The organism is Dietzia sp. Die43, from assembly GCF_024519835.1.
GTDB lineage: Bacteria > Actinomycetota > Actinomycetes > Mycobacteriales > Mycobacteriaceae > Dietzia > Dietzia kunjamensis.
This window is the reverse complement of the sequence record NZ_JALJRF010000003.1, coordinates 230,424-246,564: the sequence shown is the minus strand read 5'-3', so window position 1 is coordinate 246,564 and position 16,141 is coordinate 230,424. Positions and strand designations below refer to the sequence as shown.

The 16,141-nt window shown below is 68.7% G+C and carries 16 protein-coding genes, 1 tRNA gene and 1 other RNA gene; 2 read left to right on the top strand and 16 right to left on the bottom strand.

Features of this window, described 5'->3' with window-relative positions; translation table 11 throughout:
- Positions 1 to 378: 378 nt before the first annotated feature.
- Positions 379 to 1,515 carry an ABC transporter substrate-binding protein gene (locus NR111_RS04015; protein WP_256819972.1) on the top strand — a complete coding sequence of 379 codons (1,137 nt, stop codon included), beginning with the start codon at positions 379 to 381 and terminating at the stop codon, positions 1,513 to 1,515.
- Positions 1,516 to 1,600: 85 nt separating this feature from the next.
- Here the strand turns inward: NR111_RS04015 and nrdF are convergent, their stop codons facing one another.
- The 5 genes from nrdF to ykgO form a co-directional block, all read right to left on the bottom strand.
- On the bottom strand, positions 1,601 to 2,617 hold the full coding sequence (nrdF, locus tag NR111_RS04010; protein ID WP_067712425.1) for a class 1b ribonucleoside-diphosphate reductase subunit beta: 1,017 nt from the start codon (positions 2,615 to 2,617) through the stop codon (positions 1,601 to 1,603).
- 55 nt (positions 2,618 to 2,672) lie between these two features.
- Entirely contained in the window at positions 2,673 to 4,754 is a 2,082-nt protein-coding gene (gene nrdE / locus NR111_RS04005; RefSeq protein ID WP_067712491.1) for a class 1b ribonucleoside-diphosphate reductase subunit alpha, read from the bottom strand.
- A gap of 68 nt (positions 4,755 to 4,822) precedes the next feature.
- Entirely contained in the window at positions 4,823 to 5,269 is a 447-nt protein-coding gene (gene nrdI / locus NR111_RS04000; RefSeq protein ID WP_067712422.1) for a class Ib ribonucleoside-diphosphate reductase assembly flavoprotein NrdI, read from the bottom strand.
- Between the two features lie 60 nt (positions 5,270 to 5,329).
- On the bottom strand, positions 5,330 to 5,560 hold the full coding sequence (locus NR111_RS03995) for a redoxin NrdH (protein ID WP_067712419.1): 231 nt from the start codon (positions 5,558 to 5,560) through the stop codon (positions 5,330 to 5,332).
- A gap of 598 nt (positions 5,561 to 6,158) precedes the next feature.
- Positions 6,159 to 6,281 carry a type B 50S ribosomal protein L36 gene (ykgO, locus tag NR111_RS03990; protein ID WP_003852698.1) on the bottom strand — a complete coding sequence of 41 codons (123 nt, stop codon included), beginning with the start codon at positions 6,279 to 6,281 and terminating at the stop codon, positions 6,159 to 6,161.
- A 247-nt stretch (positions 6,282 to 6,528) separates the two neighbouring features.
- Between ykgO and nadE the strand changes: the two genes are divergently transcribed.
- The gene (gene nadE, locus NR111_RS03985) at positions 6,529 to 7,398 is read left to right on the top strand and encodes an ammonia-dependent NAD(+) synthetase (protein WP_206474608.1); all 870 of its coding nucleotides are present in this window, start codon (positions 6,529 to 6,531) and stop codon (positions 7,396 to 7,398) included.
- A 21-nt stretch (positions 7,399 to 7,419) separates the two neighbouring features.
- Here nadE and NR111_RS03980 read toward each other — a convergent pair whose 3' ends face one another.
- The 11 genes from NR111_RS03980 to prfB form a co-directional block, all read right to left on the bottom strand.
- A complete protein-coding gene (locus tag NR111_RS03980; protein ID WP_067712414.1) occupies positions 7,420 to 8,523 on the bottom strand; it encodes a serine hydrolase in 1,104 nt (367 codons plus the stop codon).
- 94 nt (positions 8,524 to 8,617) lie between these two features.
- Positions 8,618 to 8,690 (bottom strand) — tRNA-Ala (locus NR111_RS03975).
- Positions 8,691 to 8,848: 158 nt separating this feature from the next.
- A complete protein-coding gene (locus tag NR111_RS03970) occupies positions 8,849 to 9,586 on the bottom strand; it encodes a thioredoxin domain-containing protein (RefSeq protein WP_067712411.1) in 738 nt (245 codons plus the stop codon).
- A gap of 159 nt (positions 9,587 to 9,745) precedes the next feature.
- Positions 9,746 to 10,119, bottom strand: a transfer-messenger RNA (tmRNA) gene (gene ssrA / locus NR111_RS03965).
- A 135-nt stretch (positions 10,120 to 10,254) separates the two neighbouring features.
- Positions 10,255 to 11,103, bottom strand: a complete 849-nt coding sequence (locus NR111_RS03960) for an EamA family transporter (RefSeq protein ID WP_067712408.1) — start codon at positions 11,101 to 11,103, stop codon at positions 10,255 to 10,257.
- Positions 11,100 to 11,609 (bottom strand): SsrA-binding protein SmpB, encoded by a 510-nt coding sequence (smpB, locus tag NR111_RS03955; RefSeq protein ID WP_067712405.1) that lies wholly within the window; start codon positions 11,607 to 11,609, stop codon positions 11,100 to 11,102. The genes NR111_RS03960 and smpB overlap by 4 nt, the downstream gene beginning before the upstream one ends.
- Before the next feature lie 72 nt (positions 11,610 to 11,681).
- Positions 11,682 to 12,584, bottom strand: a complete 903-nt coding sequence (ftsX, locus tag NR111_RS03950; RefSeq protein ID WP_256819924.1) for a permease-like cell division protein FtsX — start codon at positions 12,582 to 12,584, stop codon at positions 11,682 to 11,684.
- The gene (ftsE, locus tag NR111_RS03945; protein WP_067712387.1) at positions 12,584 to 13,273 is read right to left on the bottom strand and encodes a cell division ATP-binding protein FtsE; all 690 of its coding nucleotides are present in this window, start codon (positions 13,271 to 13,273) and stop codon (positions 12,584 to 12,586) included. The genes ftsX and ftsE overlap by 1 nt, the downstream gene beginning before the upstream one ends.
- A gap of 85 nt (positions 13,274 to 13,358) precedes the next feature.
- On the bottom strand, positions 13,359 to 13,973 hold the full coding sequence (locus NR111_RS03940; protein ID WP_156523492.1) for a hypothetical protein: 615 nt from the start codon (positions 13,971 to 13,973) through the stop codon (positions 13,359 to 13,361).
- A gap of 23 nt (positions 13,974 to 13,996) precedes the next feature.
- Positions 13,997 to 14,893, bottom strand: a complete 897-nt coding sequence (locus tag NR111_RS03935) for a mechanosensitive ion channel family protein (RefSeq protein ID WP_067712384.1) — start codon at positions 14,891 to 14,893, stop codon at positions 13,997 to 13,999.
- Entirely contained in the window at positions 14,893 to 15,999 is a 1,107-nt protein-coding gene (gene prfB, locus NR111_RS03930; RefSeq protein WP_067712381.1) for a peptide chain release factor 2, read from the bottom strand. The genes NR111_RS03935 and prfB overlap by 1 nt, the downstream gene beginning before the upstream one ends.
- Positions 16,000 to 16,141 lie beyond the last annotated feature (142 nt).

Here is a 16,141-nt window from a genome sequence, read left to right as displayed (position 1 = left end):
CGAGCAACTTGTGGTCGGTCGTCGTCAGCATCTTCCACACGAACGAGCCCGGCCGGGCATCACCCGTGGGTTCACCCGGCGGGTGGTCGAGTTTGTGGACCGGCTTGGGGGCCACTGCGGTCATAAGGGTCCTCCTGAACGCCTCACCCGACGTCGCGGGTCGAACCACCGACCCCACGTCGAACGCATAGGAATAGTGCGTGACCGCAATCCTAACCCCCGCCTGAGAGAGACGCCCACCCGCCCCGTCGAACTCGTCACCGGTGGTCACCCCCGCTAATCACGCCGTGGTCCGGCACGCCGGGACGGGCACCCGCCGCCCGCCCGCGACCTCCGCATGAGCGGCCCTTCTCGGCCGATCTCCTAGGCTGTTGTCCCATGACCGATTCCGTGACCGCCCCCCGCCGACACCCCGCGCGGGGGTATGCCCGGCGCGCCGTCAGGGCGGCGGTCCCCCTGGCGGCCGGGCTGACGCTCGTGGCGTGTGGCCCCTCCCCCGTCGACATGGTCGAGCACCCGATGACGACGACCCCGTCGCGGATGGCCGGCGAGGAGTTGCAGCGCTCGGCAGAGCCGGAGGAGTCGTGCGCCCCGGCACCGTTCCCCGCGGAGTTCCCCGGGCCGGGTGACCGCAGGGTCCCCACGGAGGGGCCGGGTCCGGACCGGGTGGAGGTGCCGCGGTCGCCGGAGAGGATCCTGGCGCTCGGCACAGGCGCGGTGGACACGGCCTGTGCCCTCGGGCTGCAGGTCCTCGTCGTCGGCACGTCCGGCCTACCCGACGGTGCGGACGTCTACCTGCCCGACTCACTGACCGGACTCCCGACGGTCGGTCCCCTCGTCGGCGGGGACGCCGACGAGGTCGCGCGGGCCGCGCGGGAACTGCGTCCGGACCTCATCGTGCTGGCCGGGTCGGACGAGGTGGACCCGGCCGTCGTCGCCGCCGTGACTGATGTCGCCCCCACCGTGGTCTACGACGCCGACATCGTGGACTGGACGGAGGCCACCGAGGCGATCGCCGACGCCTACGGTCGGCCCCGCGCCGGCGGCGATCTCCTACTGGAGGTGATCGAGCGGGCGCAGCGCACCGCCGACGCGACCACCCCGTCGGATACCCGGGTCTCTCTGGTGTCGGTGACCGGAGGGGACGGTGACGGCGTGGAGGTGCAGCGGCCGGACACGCTGGGCTCCCTGATGCTCGAGGCCGTGGGTGCCGAGCGCCCCCCTGCGCAACGCACGCGCGACGGCGAGCGCCTCCCGCCCCTGCCGCAGTCCCCGGCCGTGGGTGACGAACTGGACGGGGATGTGATCTTCGCGGTGGTCGGAGGCGGGCCCGGCTCCGAGGACGAGGCGCGGGAGGTCTTCGCCTCGGACAGGTGGACGGACCTCGACGCCGTGGGATCGCAGCGCGTGTTCGTGGTGGACCGTGCCGTGTGGGAGGGGGCGGGCCCGGTGGCGGCGCGGGCGGTCCTCGACGACATCCGGGGATCGATCAACGGGGTCGCACCGGACGGGTAGCCAGCAGTCCCTCCACGACAGTGGATCGACGACGCCCCTGCGCCCGTGTTCGGTCGCAGGGGCGTCGTGGGCCGCTACCGGTGCGTCAGAAGTCCCAGTCCTCGTCCTCGGTCGCCTCGGCCTTGCCCATGACGTACGAGCTGCCGGAGCCGGAGAAGAAGTCGTGGTTCTCGTCGGCGTTGGGGCTCAGGGCCGACAGGATCGCCGGGTCGACGTCGGTCTCATCCTTCGGGAACATGCCCTCGTAGCCCATGTTCATCAGCGCCTTGTTGGCGTTGTACCGCAGGAACTTCTTGACGTCCTCGGTCCACCCCACCGGATCGTAGAGATCCTCGGTGTAGTCCGCCTCGTTGTCGTACAGCTCGAACAGCAGCTCGAAGGTGTAGTCCTTGAGCTCGTCCCGCTCCGCCTGGGTGACGTGCTCGAGGGCGCGCTGGTACTTGTACCCGATGTAGTAGCCGTGCACCGCCTCGTCGCGGATGATGAGCCGGATGACGTCGGCGGTGTTGGTGAGCTTGGCCCGCGAGGACCACCGCATGGGCAGGTAGAAGCCCGAGTAGAACATGAACGACTCGAGCATCACCGAGGCGATCTTGCGCTTGAGCGGATCGTCCCCCGCGTAGTAGCCGAGCACGATCTTTGCCTTCTTCTGGAGGAAGGGGTTCTCCTCCGCCCAGCGGAACGCGTCGTCCACCTGCGGCGTCGAGCACAGCGTGGAGAAGATCGTCGAGTAGCTCTTGGCGTGCACCGACTCCATGAACGCGATGTTGGTGAGCACCGCCTCCTCGTGCGGGGTCGACGCGTCGGGGATCATGCTGACAGCGCCGACCGTGCCCTGCAGGGTGTCCAGCAGGGTCAGGCCGGTGAAGACGCGGGTGGTGAGCTGCTGCTCGTACTCGGTCAGGGTCTGCCACGACGGGATGTCGTTGGAGACCGGCACCTTCTCCGGAAGCCAGAAGTTGGTGGTGAGCCGGCCCCACACCTGATCGTCGACCTCGTCGGGGACGCGATTCCAGTTGATGGCCGACACCCGGTCGACCAGCTTGGGCTGGATGCCGGCGGCGGGACTGTGGGATCCCGGAGCGTGCAGCTCGGCGGTCATCGGATCTCCTCCTGGGGACGTGTGGGGTTCGGGACGCAGGCCTGCGGCCGGGCGGTCAGAGCATGCACGAGACGCAGCCCTCGACCTCGGTGCCCTCGAGCGCGAGCTGACGCACGCGGATGTAGTACAGGGTCTTGATGCCCTTGCGCCACGCGTAGATCTGGGCTCGGTTGACCTCACGGGTGGTGGCCGTGTCCTTGAAGAACAGGGTCAACGACAGGCCCTGGTCGACGTGCTGGGTGGCCGCCGCGTACGTGTCGATGATCTTCTCGTAGCCGATCTCGTACGCGTCCTGGTAGTAGTCCAGGTTGTCGTTGGTCAGGTAGGGCGCCGGGTAGTAGACGCGCCCGATCTTGCCCTCCTTGCGGATCTCGATCTTCGACGCCACGGGGTGGATCGACGAGGTCGAGTTGTTGATGTAGCTGATCGACCCCGTCGGCGGCACGGCCTGCAGGTTCTGGTTGTAGATGCCGTACTTCTGCACGTCGGCCTTCAGCGCGCGCCAGTCCTCCTGCGTGGGGATGGTCACCTCGGCCTCGGAGAACAGCGTGCGGACCCGGTCGGTGGCCGGCTCCCACACCTGGTCGGTGTACTTGTCGAAGAACTCACCCGAGGCGTACTTCGACTCCGGGAACCCGGCGAACCAGGTTCCACGCTCCCGCGCGATCGCGTTGGACGACCGGAGCGCGTGGTAGAGCACGGTGTAGAAGTAGATGTTGGTGAAGTCGACACCCTCCTCGGATCCGTAGTGGATCCGCTCACGCGCGAGGTAGCCGTGGAGGTTCATCTGCCCCAGGCCGATCGCGTGCGACTCCGAGTTGCCCCGCTCGATCGAGGGCACGGAGTCGATGTGGGTCTGGTCGGAGACCGCGGTCAGTCCCCGGATCGCCGTCTCGATGGTCTGACCGAAGTCCGGTGAGTCCATGGCCTTGGCGATGTTGAGCGAACCGAGGTTGCAGGAGATGTCCTTGCCCACCTCGGAGTAGCTCAGGTCCTCGTTGAACTCCGAGGCCGTGGAGACCTGGAGGATCTCCGAGCACAGGTTGGAGTGCGTGATCTTGCCGGCGATCGGGTTGGCCCGGTTCACGGTGTCCTCGTACATGATGTACGGGTAGCCGGACTCGAACTGCAGCTCGGCGACGGTCTGGAAGAAGTGCCGGGCGTTGATCTTGGTCTTCTTGATCCGGCTGTCCTCGACCATCTCGTGGTAGTGCTCCGAGATGTCGACGTCCGCGAACGGCTTGCCGTAGATCCGCTCGACGTCGTACGGCGAGAACAGGTACATGTCGTCGTTGCGCTTGGCGAGCTCGAAGGTGATGTCCGGGATCACCACGCCCAGGGAGAGCGTCTTGATGCGGATCTTCTCGTCCGCGTTCTCCCGCTTGGTGTCGAGGAACTTGAAGATGTCCGGGTGGTGCGCGTGCAGGTACACGGCGCCGGCACCCTGGCGGGCCCCGAGCTGGTTGGCGTAGGAGAACGAGTCCTCCAGCAGCTTCATCACGGGGATGACGCCCGAGGACTGGTTCTCGATGTGCTTGATGGGCGCGCCGTGCTCACGGAGGTTGGACAGCAGCAGTGCCACGCCACCCCCGCGCTTGGACAGCTGCAGCGCGGAGTTGATGCTGCGGCCGATGGACTCCATGTTGTCCTCGATGCGCAGCAGGAAGCACGAGACGGGCTCCCCGCGCTGCTTCTTGCCGGAGTTGAGGAACGTGGGCGTGGCGGGCTGGAAGCGACCGTCGATGATCTCGTCCACCAGCTGGCGGGCCAGCACCTGGTCGCCGGCGGCGAGGGTGAGCGCCACCATGCACACGCGGTCCTCGTAGCGCTCGAGGTAGCGCTTCCCGTCGAAGGTCTTGAGCGTGTACGAGGTGTAGTACTTGAACGCGCCGAGGAAGGTCGGGAAGCGGAACTTCTTGGCGTACGCGTGGTCGAACAGTTCGCGGACGAAGTTGCGCGCGTACTGGTCCAGCACCTCGCGCTCGTAGTAGTCCTTCTCGACCAGATAGTCGAGCTTCTCGTCCAGGTTGTGGAAGAAGACCGTGTTCTGGTTGACGTGCTGCAGGAAGTACTCCCGCGCCGCCCGGCGGTCCGCGTCGAACTGGATCTTCCCGTCCGCGTCGTAGAGGTTGAGCATCGCGTTGAGGGCGTGGTAGTCGAGACGCTGACCGTCGCCCGCCTCTCCCGCGGTGATGCTCTCGGGGTTCACGGTTGGTGCTGCCAAAACTCTTCCAATCCCTCTCGGACGCGGATGACGTCCTCGTGTGTGCCCATCAACTCGAAGCGGTAGAGGTACGGGACCCCCACCTTTTCGGCGATCACGTCGCCGGAGCGACCGAAATCCCGTCCGAAGTTGGTGTTGCCGCCGGCAATGACTCCCCGGCAGAGACTTCTGTTGTGCGCGTTGTTGAGGAACGCGACCACCTGCCGCGGGACCGCGGCTCCGTTCTTGCCTGTAATCTCGAGGCTTCCCCCGTAGGTCGGAACGATCAGAACATACGGGTCCGACACCGTCGGGACGGGCTCGGTCCTCCGCACCGGGATACGCAGTGCGGGGAGACCGAGCCGGTCGACGAATCGTTTGGTGTTCTCGGAGATGTTGGAGAAGTAGACGATCCTCACCGGCTTCTCGGCCGGTATCGGAGCCGCCATCGCCGCCCCCTTGTCGAAGGAATCCTGGTGTTACCGCGCCGTCGGACTATGACCGCGCAGTCAGGCCGCCACGGTGGCGAGTGCCTTGATGCGGTCCGGGCGGAAGCCGGACCAGTGGTCGGAGCCCGCGACCACGACGGGCGCCTGGAGGTACCCGAGCGCCATGACGTACTCCCGAGCCTCGTCGTCCATCGAGATGTCGATGATCTCGTACTCGATGCCCTGCTTGTCGAGCGCCTTGTAGGTGGCGTTGCACTGGACGCAGGCGGGCTTGGTGTAGACGGTGACCATGTGTCTCAGGACCTCTTTCGGCACGGCGCCGGACGGCGCGAGGGGCTCTTCTCGTAGCGGCCTCCCGGGCCCGGGCTCTCGCCCGGCCTGTGGATGACCGCGGTGTCTGTCGGGGGTCACGGTCCGAATCCCACGAGTGACATTCATTGGGGCCGCAACGCTTCTAGACACTACCCCTAGTGGCCAGCGAGTCAATCGACCACAACATTTTGGTCTTACATCGCTGGTATTCCCAGGTCGCGATCCCGCCTTGTGGACACCGTGGGCCCCCGGTGGGAACCCCGCCCCCGGACCGTCGATCCGGCGCCGCGCACACCTACGGTCGCACGGCGATCACCGTCCCGGAGCGGCGGGTCGGCATCCCACAGGACCTCCCCAGGGACCCCACAGATTGTCCCCACGCCCTCCACAAGCACGTGGATGATCGTGCGTCCGGGGCGTGGACGGATGTGGCGGGCCGGGGACGGTTCACCGCCGGGCGCGAGTCGTCCCCACGGGGCCGTGGTGGGCGCCGGTAAGAGTACGACGACGACGAGGGCCCGCCGCCGGCGAACCGGTGGCGGGCCCTCGAGGATGCGTGAGGACTCACGCGGACATGTCAGCCCTGGCGGGCCTTGAAACGGGGGTCCTTCTTGTTGATCACGTAGACCTTGCCGCGACGACGGACAACCTGGGCGCCCGGCTTGTTCTTCAGCGACCGAAGGGACTTGCGGACCTTCATCTGGCGCTCCTTAGGCTCTCGGGGCGGCCGCTATGGCCGCCGACACGACTGGGGATCACTGTGCGACACGTCCGTCCCGGAAGGTCGGATGTACGACACACAACTGGTCCATCGTAACGGACTGCCCGGCCAGAACTCCAACCGGCGACGGACGGCACCCCGCCCGCACCCCGGCCGCGCTCCGGGTACTCGCGGCCACCGGCGGAGATGTCACGCGGTCGTCACACGTGGTTCCTATGCTGACGCCATGACCGAGACCACGACAGACCGCGCTGCCGCCCTGCGCGCCACCATCATCGCCGAACTCGGCGTCCGTCCCGACATCGATCCCGCGGAGGAGGTCGGGTCGCGGGTCACGTTCCTGGTCGACTACCTCCGTTCGACCCCCGCCACGGGCTTCGTCCTGGGGATCAGCGGCGGGCAGGACTCCACCCTGACCGGCCGGCTCTGTCAGCTCGCCGCGGAGCGACTGCGGGACGAGGGGATGTCGCGCGCCCGGTTCGTGGCGATGCGCCTGCCCTACGGCGAACAGTCCGACGAGGCCGACGCGCAGGCGGCCCTGGAGTTCATCCGTCCGGACGAGAGTCTCACGGTGGATGTCCGCCCCGCGTCCGACGCCGCCTCCGAGGCCGCCTCCGCCGCACTCACGGCTCTGCCCGACGAGGCGGCGCCGCTCCGTGACTTCGTCCGCGGCAACGTCAAGGCGCGTGAGCGGATGATCGCCCAGTACGCCGTGGCCGGGCAACTGAACCTCCTCGTCGTCGGCACCGACCACGCCGCCGAGGCGGTCACCGGCTTCTTCACCAAATACGGCGACGGCGGGGTCGACCTGACCCCCCTGACCGGTCTCACCAAACGACAGGGCGCGGCACTGCTACGCCACCTCGGCGCGCCGGACTCCACTTGGCGCAAGGTCCCCACCGCCGACCTCGAGGATGACCGGCCGGGCCTGCCCGACGAGGTCGCCCTCGGCGTGACCTACGCCCAGATCGACGACTACCTCGAGGGCCGCGACGGCGTCCCGCCCGAGGCCTCCGCGCGGATCGAGCAGCTGTTCCTGGGCTCGCGCCACAAGCGCACGGTGCCCGCCACCCCGCTCGACACGTGGTGGCGCTGACCGGTCCGCGAGGACGGGTCGTCAGCGCAGCAGCGACCAGACGGTCTCGAGCGCCTCGGTCGTGCCGGGGACGTCGAAGGACTGGGTGGTGAAGACCGCCGCGGCCCGCCTGGTGCCGCGGTCGACGTACCCGATCGTCCCCAGTCCCCCGGCCCAGCCGACCACGCCGCCCGGGCGCACCTCCACCTGGAACCCGTAGCCGCAGCCGGGCCCGAGGAAATCCTCCGCGCTCGCCCGCTGCCGCGCTGTCAGGTGGTCGGTGGCCATCAGCCGAGCACTCTCCGGGTCGAGCACCGGGCCACCGTCGACGAGCACACCCAACAGCTCCAGATAATCGCCCACCGTCGCGGCGAGGCCGCAGGCGAGGGACTCGAAGACCGGCGGCACCGCGAACCTGCCCGCGGTGTCCAGTGGCGAAACCCTGCCGTCGGGCCCGAGGCCGTACGAGGTGGGGAGACGGGAGAGGTCGGCCGTGAACCCCGTGTCGGCCAGCCCCAGTGGCCCGGTGACGTACTCGGCCAGCAACTCGGTCACGGACGAGCCGGTGGCGCGGGCGAGGAGCACCCCGAGGACATCGCTGCTGGTGTGGTACCACCATTGCTGGCCCGGCTGGCCCGCGAAGGGCAGCTCCGCCAGCCGACGGAGATACTCGTCCGGCGCGACGGCCGGGGCGTACGGCCCCGGGGCGACCCCACGGTCGGACATCGCCTCCGACAACGCGGGGTTCTCCCCCACCCAGCCGGCACCCGCGGTCATGGTGAGCAGGTGCCGCAGTGTGAGGGGCCGCTCGGCCGGGACCGTGCGGTCCAGCGGGGCGTCCGGCGTGGCCAGCACTGGAGGGTCCGCCAGCTCGGGCAAGAACGTGTCCACCGGGTCGTCGAGGGTCAGCACACCGCGTTCCACGAGACGCATCGCCAGGATCCCGCCGACCGGCTTGGTGTTGGACGACAGTGGAAACACCGCGTCCTCCCCCAGCGCGGGTCCGCCCACGATGCGGGCTCCGCCGGAGACGATCCTGGAGCGCCCGCTCTCGCGGACGCCACAGACGTACCCGACCAGCCGACCGTGGTCGACGAGCGCGTCGAGCACGTCGACGACGTCCGTGATCTCCCCTGGCCCCGCCATACCCCGACACTACGACCGCGGACCGGATGGCGGAAGGCGCCACATGGCGAGATCCCGGGACATCGTTTCCGTTGTCCCGGGATCTCGTCCTCGGTGGAGCTAAGGGGACTCGAACCCCTGACCCCCACACTGCCAGTGTGGTGCGCTACCAGCTGCGCCATAGCCCCGTATCCATTTGTCCGCCGCTCACCTCTCGGTGACCGGCCCGACCTAAGTTACACCACCACGGTTCGGGCCTCCAAATCGGGCCCGGCCCCACCGGGAGGGGCGGGGCCGGGCCACAGTTGCGCACCCGGCACGAGCACCGGGCGGTTCGCCGGACGAGTTACGCGATGATGTCCTGGAGCCAGGCGGCGTTGCCGATGTCGACGACCTCGCCCTCGTGGGCGACCGTCGGGGTGGACACGCGATCGGTGATCTCGCGGATGCTCTGCTGGGCGTTGTCCGCACTGTCGGAGGCCTTGTCCATGCCGCCGTTGGACTCGACGTTGCCGATGCACTCGACCGAGTCCGCGTTCGCGCCGGCTGATTCCGCGATGTCCGCCAGCTCGCGGGCCGAGAGGTCGCCGCCGCCCTCCCCCGGCTGCTCGGCGAAGAACGCATTCTTGACGTCGAAGAACACGGGCAGGGAGTCCTTGGCCGCGACACACTGGATGGCCGCGAGCGCGCGCGTGGAGTACTCACCGGAGCCGGACTGGCCGTTGAGGAAGTTCAGGGTGTGGAACTCGACCTGCAGATCCCCGGCCTCGACGGCCTCGGAGATGGACTCACCGTACTGCGCCTCGAAGGAGCCACATGCGGGGCACATGTAGTCCTCCCAGATCTGGACGGTCGGCGCCTCGTCCGGGCCGACGACGACCACGCCGGCCTCGGTGATGTCGATCAGCTCGTCATTGGTCTCGCCGAACGTGATGGGGTTGGCCTCTCCGCCCCGCTGGGCCATCCAGACGACGCCACCGAGGACCACGACGGCGACCGCGATGAGCGCGACCACGGTGATGATCATCCCGTTGTTGGACTTGGTCTGGAGGACCTTGGTGTTCTTGTTGGGTTTGGCGTTCACGTGTACGCGGGCCTTTCTCTACTGGGAGACCGTCGACCTCTTCCGGGTGACCGGCACTACGCCAGAGGGTACCGAAGCGGTGGGAGCGACCCCGCGCGCGCACCGTCGATGCAAATGCACCACACCCCCGGTCGGCGTCGACCGGGGGTGTGGCCCGAATGGTGGAGCTGCCGGGAATTGAACCCGGGTCCTCCGCAGCATCGGCAGGGCTTCTCCGTGCGCAGTCCGCGTTGGCCTCTACTCGGATCTCACCCTCATGCGGACATGTCGGTGATGACGATCCCAGTCACTGTGTGATGTCCCGACCCACCCCGTGACCGGGTGAGCCGGTGATCTCTCTAGATGATGCCGGTGACCGGGGCGAGAGCGACCCCGGGCCGACAGACTACGGGCTCGCTATCAGGCAGCGAGGGCGTAGTCGCGCTGATTGGTATCGGCGCGTAATTGGTTGCCACGACGCTTACGGTGGTCTCTGGCCTGCACCGGCACGCTTCCCCTGCGTCAACTCACGTAGTCGAAACCAAGTCAGCCCCGTCAGGACCGCCGACTTCCGCCGACGGACTCCCCACCCTACCCCGGTGACGCGCCGCCCGCCAGAGTGATCCCGCTCTCCCCTCTCAGCCGAGCACCCGGTTCAGCCGAGCACCCGGTTCAGCCGAGCACCCGGTTCAGCCGAGTGCGAGCAGGGAGATCGCCACCCCCGCCAGGACGAGTCCGACCATCTGGACCGCACGCATCCGCTCCCCGCCGTGGGCGATCGCCAGCGCTACGGTGAAAGCGGGGTACAGCGCAGCGATCACACTGACCAGGGAGAGCATCCCCGCCTGCGAGGCGAAGTAGAAGGCACCGTTGGCGACGGCGTCGAACACGGCGATCACCACGCCGATCGCGATGAGACGCCGGGAGAAACGGAACGACTCACGGGCTGCGACCGCGGCGACCAGCAGCATCACCGTCGCCCCGATCCGCGAGGCCGCGACCGGCCACAGGCCCTGGCCCGGCGGCACCTGCGCCAACAACACGAAGAACGCGGCGAACGCCAGCCCGGAGAAGAGCGTGAGCACCAGGAGACGACGGGTGAGGCGCCCGTGCAGGGCGGACGAGCCGTCCCGGCTCTCCATGGAGACCAACACGGTCGCCACCAGCGCGAGCGCCATGCCCGCCCCCGCCGCGGGCGCGGGCCGCTCCCCCGCCGCCAGACCGAACGCCAGCGGAACCGCCGCCGCCAGGACCGCCGTGATCGGCGAGATCACACTCATCGGCCCGCGGGAGAGCGCCAGGTAGAACGACCACACCGCGACACCCGAGGCCATCCCGGAGGCCAGGCCCCACCCCAGACCGACCCCGGTCGGCGACCCACCGGCGACCAGGGCAGCGACGCCCACCAGCACGATCGACAGCGGATAGGAGACGCTGACCACGCGCAGCACGCGGGCGCGGCGGGAGGCCACACCGCCGAGGTAGTCGCTGATGCCGTACGCCACCGCCGAAGTCGACGCCAACGCGACCGGCATCATGCCCGCATGCCCTTGATCTTCCTGCCGAGTTCACGCACGGCCTCACGCTCGGCGGTCCGGCGGGCGATGTCGTGGCGCTTGTCGTGCGCCTGCTTGCCCCGTGCGACGGCCAGCTCGACCTTCACCCGGCCGCCCACGAAGTAGAGCGACAACGGGACGAGGGTGGCATTGCCGTCGCGCACCTTGCCCACGAGCGAGTCGATCTCGCGGCGGTGCAGCAGGAGCTTCCGGGCACGCTTCGGGGCGTGGTTGGTCCAGCTCCCGTGCGAGTACTCGGGGATGTGTAGCCCGCGGAGCCACACCTCGCCGTCGTCGACCGTCGCGAACGCGTCGACCAGCGAGGTCTTGCCCTCACGCATGCTCTTGATCTCGGTCCCGACCAGCGCGATGCCGGCCTCGTGCGTCTCCAGGATCTGGAAGTCGTGCCGGGCCTTGCGGTTGCTCGCGACGATGCTCCCGTCGGAGCCGAGGGACGACGCGCCCTTCTTCTTGTTCTTCTTGGCCACGTCGCGTCACCTCCTGATTGCCGTGCCCTCGCCGCCGTTCCGCAGCCCCCAGAGTCTAGATGGAGGGCGCGTTCAGTGCCGAACCGTGAGCCTCAGGGCGATCCAGGCGGTGAGCGCGGAGACCCCCGCGCCCGCCACGACCAGCCCCGGTGCGAGGAGGAGGATGTCGGGGGTGGTGATCCGCTCGACCAGGTTCGCGCGGTAGGCCTCCGCCAGCACCCTGTCGAGGAAGACGTTCTTGGCCACCAGCAGGCCCCCCACCGCGAGGAGGGCGCCGGCCACCGCCGCGATCACCGCCTCGAGGACGAACGGCAACTCCGTGTACCAGCGGCTCGCGCCCACCAGTCGCATGATCCCCAGGGCGGTCCGCCGGGTGAACGCGGCGATCTGCGTCATGTTGGCGATGAGCAGGACGGTCGCCAGCAGCTGGACGACCGCGATCGCGAAGGCCGCGTTGCGGACGCCGTCGAGGACGGAGAAGACCCGTTCGACGAGCTCGCCCTGCCCCTGGACGATCTCGATGCCGTCCACCTCCGCCAGGTCACGCGCCACCGCCTCGGCCCGCGTGGGGTCGGTCAGTGTCAGGGTGAACCGCGAGCCGAGGGCGTCCGGCGAGGTCGACTCCACCAGCACCGGGTCTGTCGAGGAGAACAGGTCGACGAACTCGGCGTAGGTCTGCTCGGGATTCTTGTACTCCACCGACGCCACGCCCGGCGTCGTCTCGAGCCGCTGGAGGATCCGGCCGCATTCCGCCGCGCAGTCCGGATCCTCCAGCGAGATCGACCGGTCCACGTAGACGCGGAACTCGTTGAGATAGTCGTACTTGTCCTGACTCGCGGACGCGGTCATGGCCACGAGCAGGCCCGCCCCCAGCATGCCCAGGGCCACCGCCGTGGTGATGATCATGGCCAACGTCATGGACAGGTTGCGGCGCAGTCCCTGCCCGACCTCGGAGGCGACGAACGTAGCGGCCATCAGCGGTCCACCCCGTAGGTTCCGCGGGCGTCGTCGCGGACGACCGAGCCGTCGACCAGTTCCACCACGCGGCGCCGCGAGCGGTCCACGATGTGCCTGTCGTGGGTCGCCATGAGCACGGTGGTCCCCGTCCTGTTGATCCGGTCGAGCAGGAGCATGATGTCCTCGCTGGTTTCGGGGTCGAGGTTGCCCGTCGGTTCGTCCGCCAGCAGCAGCACCGGGCGGTTGACGAACGCCCGCGCGATCGCGACCCGCTGCTGTTCCCCACCGGAGAGTTCGTGAGGTCGGCGATCGGCCTTCCCGCCCAGCCCGACCATGTCCAGGGTCTCCGGCACCACCTTGTCGATGGTCCGGCGGGACTTGCCGATCACCTGCAGCGCGAACGCGACGTTCTCCGCGACCGTCTTGTTCTCCAGCAGACGGAAGTCCTGGAACACGCAGCCGAGAGAGCGTCGCAGCACGGGCACGTCGGAGCCCTTCATGCGCGTGAGGTCGTGGCCGGCGACGGTGAGGGTGCCCGAATCCGGGCGGTCCTCGCGGAGAACGAGCCGCAGGAACGTGGACTTGCCCGATCCCGACGCACCGATGAGGAACGCGAACTCGCCGTCACCGATCTCCACGCTCACGTCGGACAGCGCCGGACGCGTCGAGGACGGGTACGACTTCGTCACACGGGAAGCAGTGATCACTCCGATAGCCTAACGCCACGCAGGCCACAGGCACGGGAGCGGTCGAACAACGCGGCGGCGGCCGCGGCGCGGCCACCCGGTGGCGCTACCCCTCGAGGGCGCCGCCGGGCACCGAGGTCTCCCCGGCGCCCGGGGCCTCCTGCTGCAGCTGCGGTTGCGACTGCTGGTCAGGCTGCTGCTGCGGCGACTGCTGTGGCTGTTGTTGCTGCGGGGCCTGCGGATCGGCGCCACCGGGGAACCCCTCGGCATCGGGACCCGTCGTCGCGGTCCCTCCCGTCACCGTGGTGCTGGTCGTGCGGGAGCCCGTTCCCGTCGGAGTCGGAGACGAACTCGGGGTCGGGGCCGTGGTCTCGGTGGTCTGATCCGTCGGCGTGGACGACGGGTCGACCGGTTCGGCCGGTTCGGCCGGTTCCGAGGTCCCGGTGGGGTCCTGCGCGGGTTGCGGCCCGAAAGCGACCACCGGCTCGTCGCGGACGAGCAGATACAGCACGCCTGCCAGGACGAACGCGCCGAGGAGGATCGCGGTCGTCCGGGACATCCTGAAGAACTCGCCGAGCAGTGCGACGATCCGTGGCTTCGGACTCCGCGAGGGAGCGTCCGGTGGTGGCGTCCCGCCCAACCCGAGCGGGTCGGGCCGGTCGAGGATCGGGTCGTCGTCGATCGCGGCGCCCTGCGGGGCTGTCCCGTCGGGCCGGGTCATGTCATCGTCCCTGTGCCGGGCCATCAGACGCTCCCCTCTCCGGCCTGCGGTCGCAGCATCCCGGCGCGGATGGCGGCCAGCGCCTCCGGCTCCAGGACGATCCCCTCCTGGCGGAAGCGGCGGAGGATGACGGCGCGCATCCGACGGCCCACCTCCCACTGCATTCCCGGCTTGGTCCGGGCGAGCAGGCGGATGACGGTCTGCTCGAGTTTGATCGACTGCACACCCATGACCGACGGTTCGTCGAGCACGTACTCACCCACACGGTCGTCGTGGACGATGTCGCGACAGACCTCGGCGAGCACCTCGTGTGCCTTGTCCATGTCGGCGTTGTTGGGGACGGGGACGTCGATGATCGCGCGAGCCCAGTCCTGGGACTGGTTGATGGCGGTGACGATCTGACCGTTGGGGACGATGACCGCCTCGCCGTCCAGGGTGCGTAGCCGGGTGACCCGGAGCGTGACGTCCTCGATCGTCCCGGCGGCGACGCCGGTCGCCGTGGTGAGCTCGACGATGTCGCCGTAGCCGTACTGCCGCTCGGCCAGCACGAAGAAGCCGGCGAGGAAGTCCTGGACGATCTTCTGCGCGCCGAAGCCCAGCGCGGCGCCCAGAACGGTGGCCGGCGCCACGAGGGTGACGAGGTTGACGCCGAACCGCAGCAGGATCTGGATTCCGAACAGGATGTACAGGATCCCCACGGCGACGTAGGAGACGACCTGGACGAGGGAGTGGAGATGCTTCGACTCCTCCGACCACAATTCCTTGTCGGCGTTCCTCGCGTCGATCCGGCCTGTCCACATCCGGGCGATCTTCCCGATCACCCGGGTCATCAGGGCGGCCCCCAGGACGAGGAGGACGACCTCCAGTCCGTCGTTGCTCAGCCAGGCCAGGACTCCGCTGAAATCTGTCCGGAAGGCCACTAGGCGTCCGCCCCCTCCCGCATGCGCCATCGGATGCCGGCCTCGATGAACCCGTCGATGTCACCGTCGAGGACCGCGGACGGGTTGTTGACCTCGTACTCGGTGCGCAGGTCCTTGACCATCTGGTACGGGTGCAGGACGTAGGACCGCATCTGGTTACCCCAGGAGGCGTTGCCACCCGCACCGAGCGCGTCCATGGCGGCCCGCTCCTCCTGCCGCTTGCGCTCGAGCAGCTTGGCCTGCAGCACCTTCATGGCCGCGACCTTGTTCTGCAGCTGGGACTTCTCGTTCTGACACGTCACCACGATCCCGGTCGGGACGTGGGTGAGGCGGACGGCGGAGTCGGTGGTGTTGACGGACTGACCACCCGGGCCGGAGGAGCGGTAGACGTCCACCCGGACCTCGTTCTCCGGGACCTCGATGGAGTCGACTGTCTCCACGACCGGCAGCACCTCGACCTCGGCGAAGGAGGTCTGGCGGCGGCCCTGGTTGTCGAACGGGGAGATCCGCACCAGCCGGTGCGCTCCCTGCTCGACGGACAGGGTCCCGTACATGTACGGGTCCTTGACCACGAAGGTGGCGGACTTGATCCCCGCCTCCTCCGCGTACGAGGTGTCGTACACCTCGACCTTGTGGCCGGCCTTCTCCGCCCACCGGATGTACATACGCATGAGCATCTCGGCGAAGTCCGCGGCGTCCACGCCGCCGGCGCCGGCACGGATGTTGACCACGGCGTCACGCTGGTCGTACTCGCCGCTGAGCATCGTCTTGACCTCCATGGCCTCGACGTCCTCACGCAGGCTGGAGCGCTCGGCGTCCGCCTCCTCGACGGCACCGCCGCCCTCCTCCTCCGCCAGCTCGTACATCAGTGGCAGGTCCTCGATCCGCTGCCGCAGATCACGGCAGCGGCGCAGATCGGCCTGGATGTACGACAGCTCGCTGGTGACCTTCTGCGCCCGGTCCTGGTCGTTCCACAGGTCCGGGTCGGCGGCCATCTGCTCGAGCTCGTCGACGCGGCGGGCGAGCTCCTCGATGTCGAGGACCTTCTCGACCGTGGTCAGGGTCGAGTCGAGGGCAGCGATGTCGGCAGAAACTTCAGGGTGCACGTCTACCAACTCTACGCGGCCCGGGCGCCTTCCAGCGTTTGCCCACCCGCCCCCTCCCCGTGGCCTGCCGCGCCTCCGATCGTCACCCCCCGGCGGTAGCGTCGGATGCCTCGGACCCGCTACCGCTCGTGGTCAGCGAGCC

Excerpts from the sequence above, each read along its gene's own strand:
- NR111_RS03960 (WP_067712408.1), bottom strand. The coding sequence starts at position 11,103 with ATGATGCCGGTCGCGTTGGCGTCGACTTCGGCGGTGGCGTACGGCATC.
- nrdF (WP_067712425.1), bottom strand. The coding sequence starts at position 2,617 with ATGACCGCCGAGCTGCACGCTCCGGGATCCCACAGTCCCGCCGCCGGC.
- NR111_RS04015 (WP_256819972.1), top strand. The coding sequence starts at position 379 with ATGACCGATTCCGTGACCGCCCCCCGCCGACACCCCGCGCGGGGGTAT.
- nadE (WP_206474608.1), top strand. The coding sequence starts at position 6,529 with ATGACCGAGACCACGACAGACCGCGCTGCCGCCCTGCGCGCCACCATC.
- nrdI (WP_067712422.1), bottom strand. The coding sequence starts at position 5,269 with ATGGCGGCTCCGATACCGGCCGAGAAGCCGGTGAGGATCGTCTACTTC.
- nrdE (WP_067712491.1), bottom strand. The coding sequence starts at position 4,754 with ATGCTCAACCTCTACGACGCGGACGGGAAGATCCAGTTCGACGCGGAC.
- ftsX (WP_256819924.1), bottom strand. The coding sequence starts at position 12,584 with ATGGCCGCTACGTTCGTCGCCTCCGAGGTCGGGCAGGGACTGCGCCGC.
- NR111_RS03995 (WP_067712419.1), bottom strand. The coding sequence starts at position 5,560 with ATGGTCACCGTCTACACCAAGCCCGCCTGCGTCCAGTGCAACGCCACC.
- NR111_RS03980 (WP_067712414.1), bottom strand. The coding sequence starts at position 8,523 with ATGGCGGGGCCAGGGGAGATCACGGACGTCGTCGACGTGCTCGACGCG.
- NR111_RS03940 (WP_156523492.1), bottom strand. The coding sequence starts at position 13,973 with ATGACCCGGCCCGACGGGACAGCCCCGCAGGGCGCCGCGATCGACGAC.
- ykgO (WP_003852698.1), bottom strand. The coding sequence starts at position 6,281 with ATGAAGGTCCGCAAGTCCCTTCGGTCGCTGAAGAACAAGCCGGGCGCC.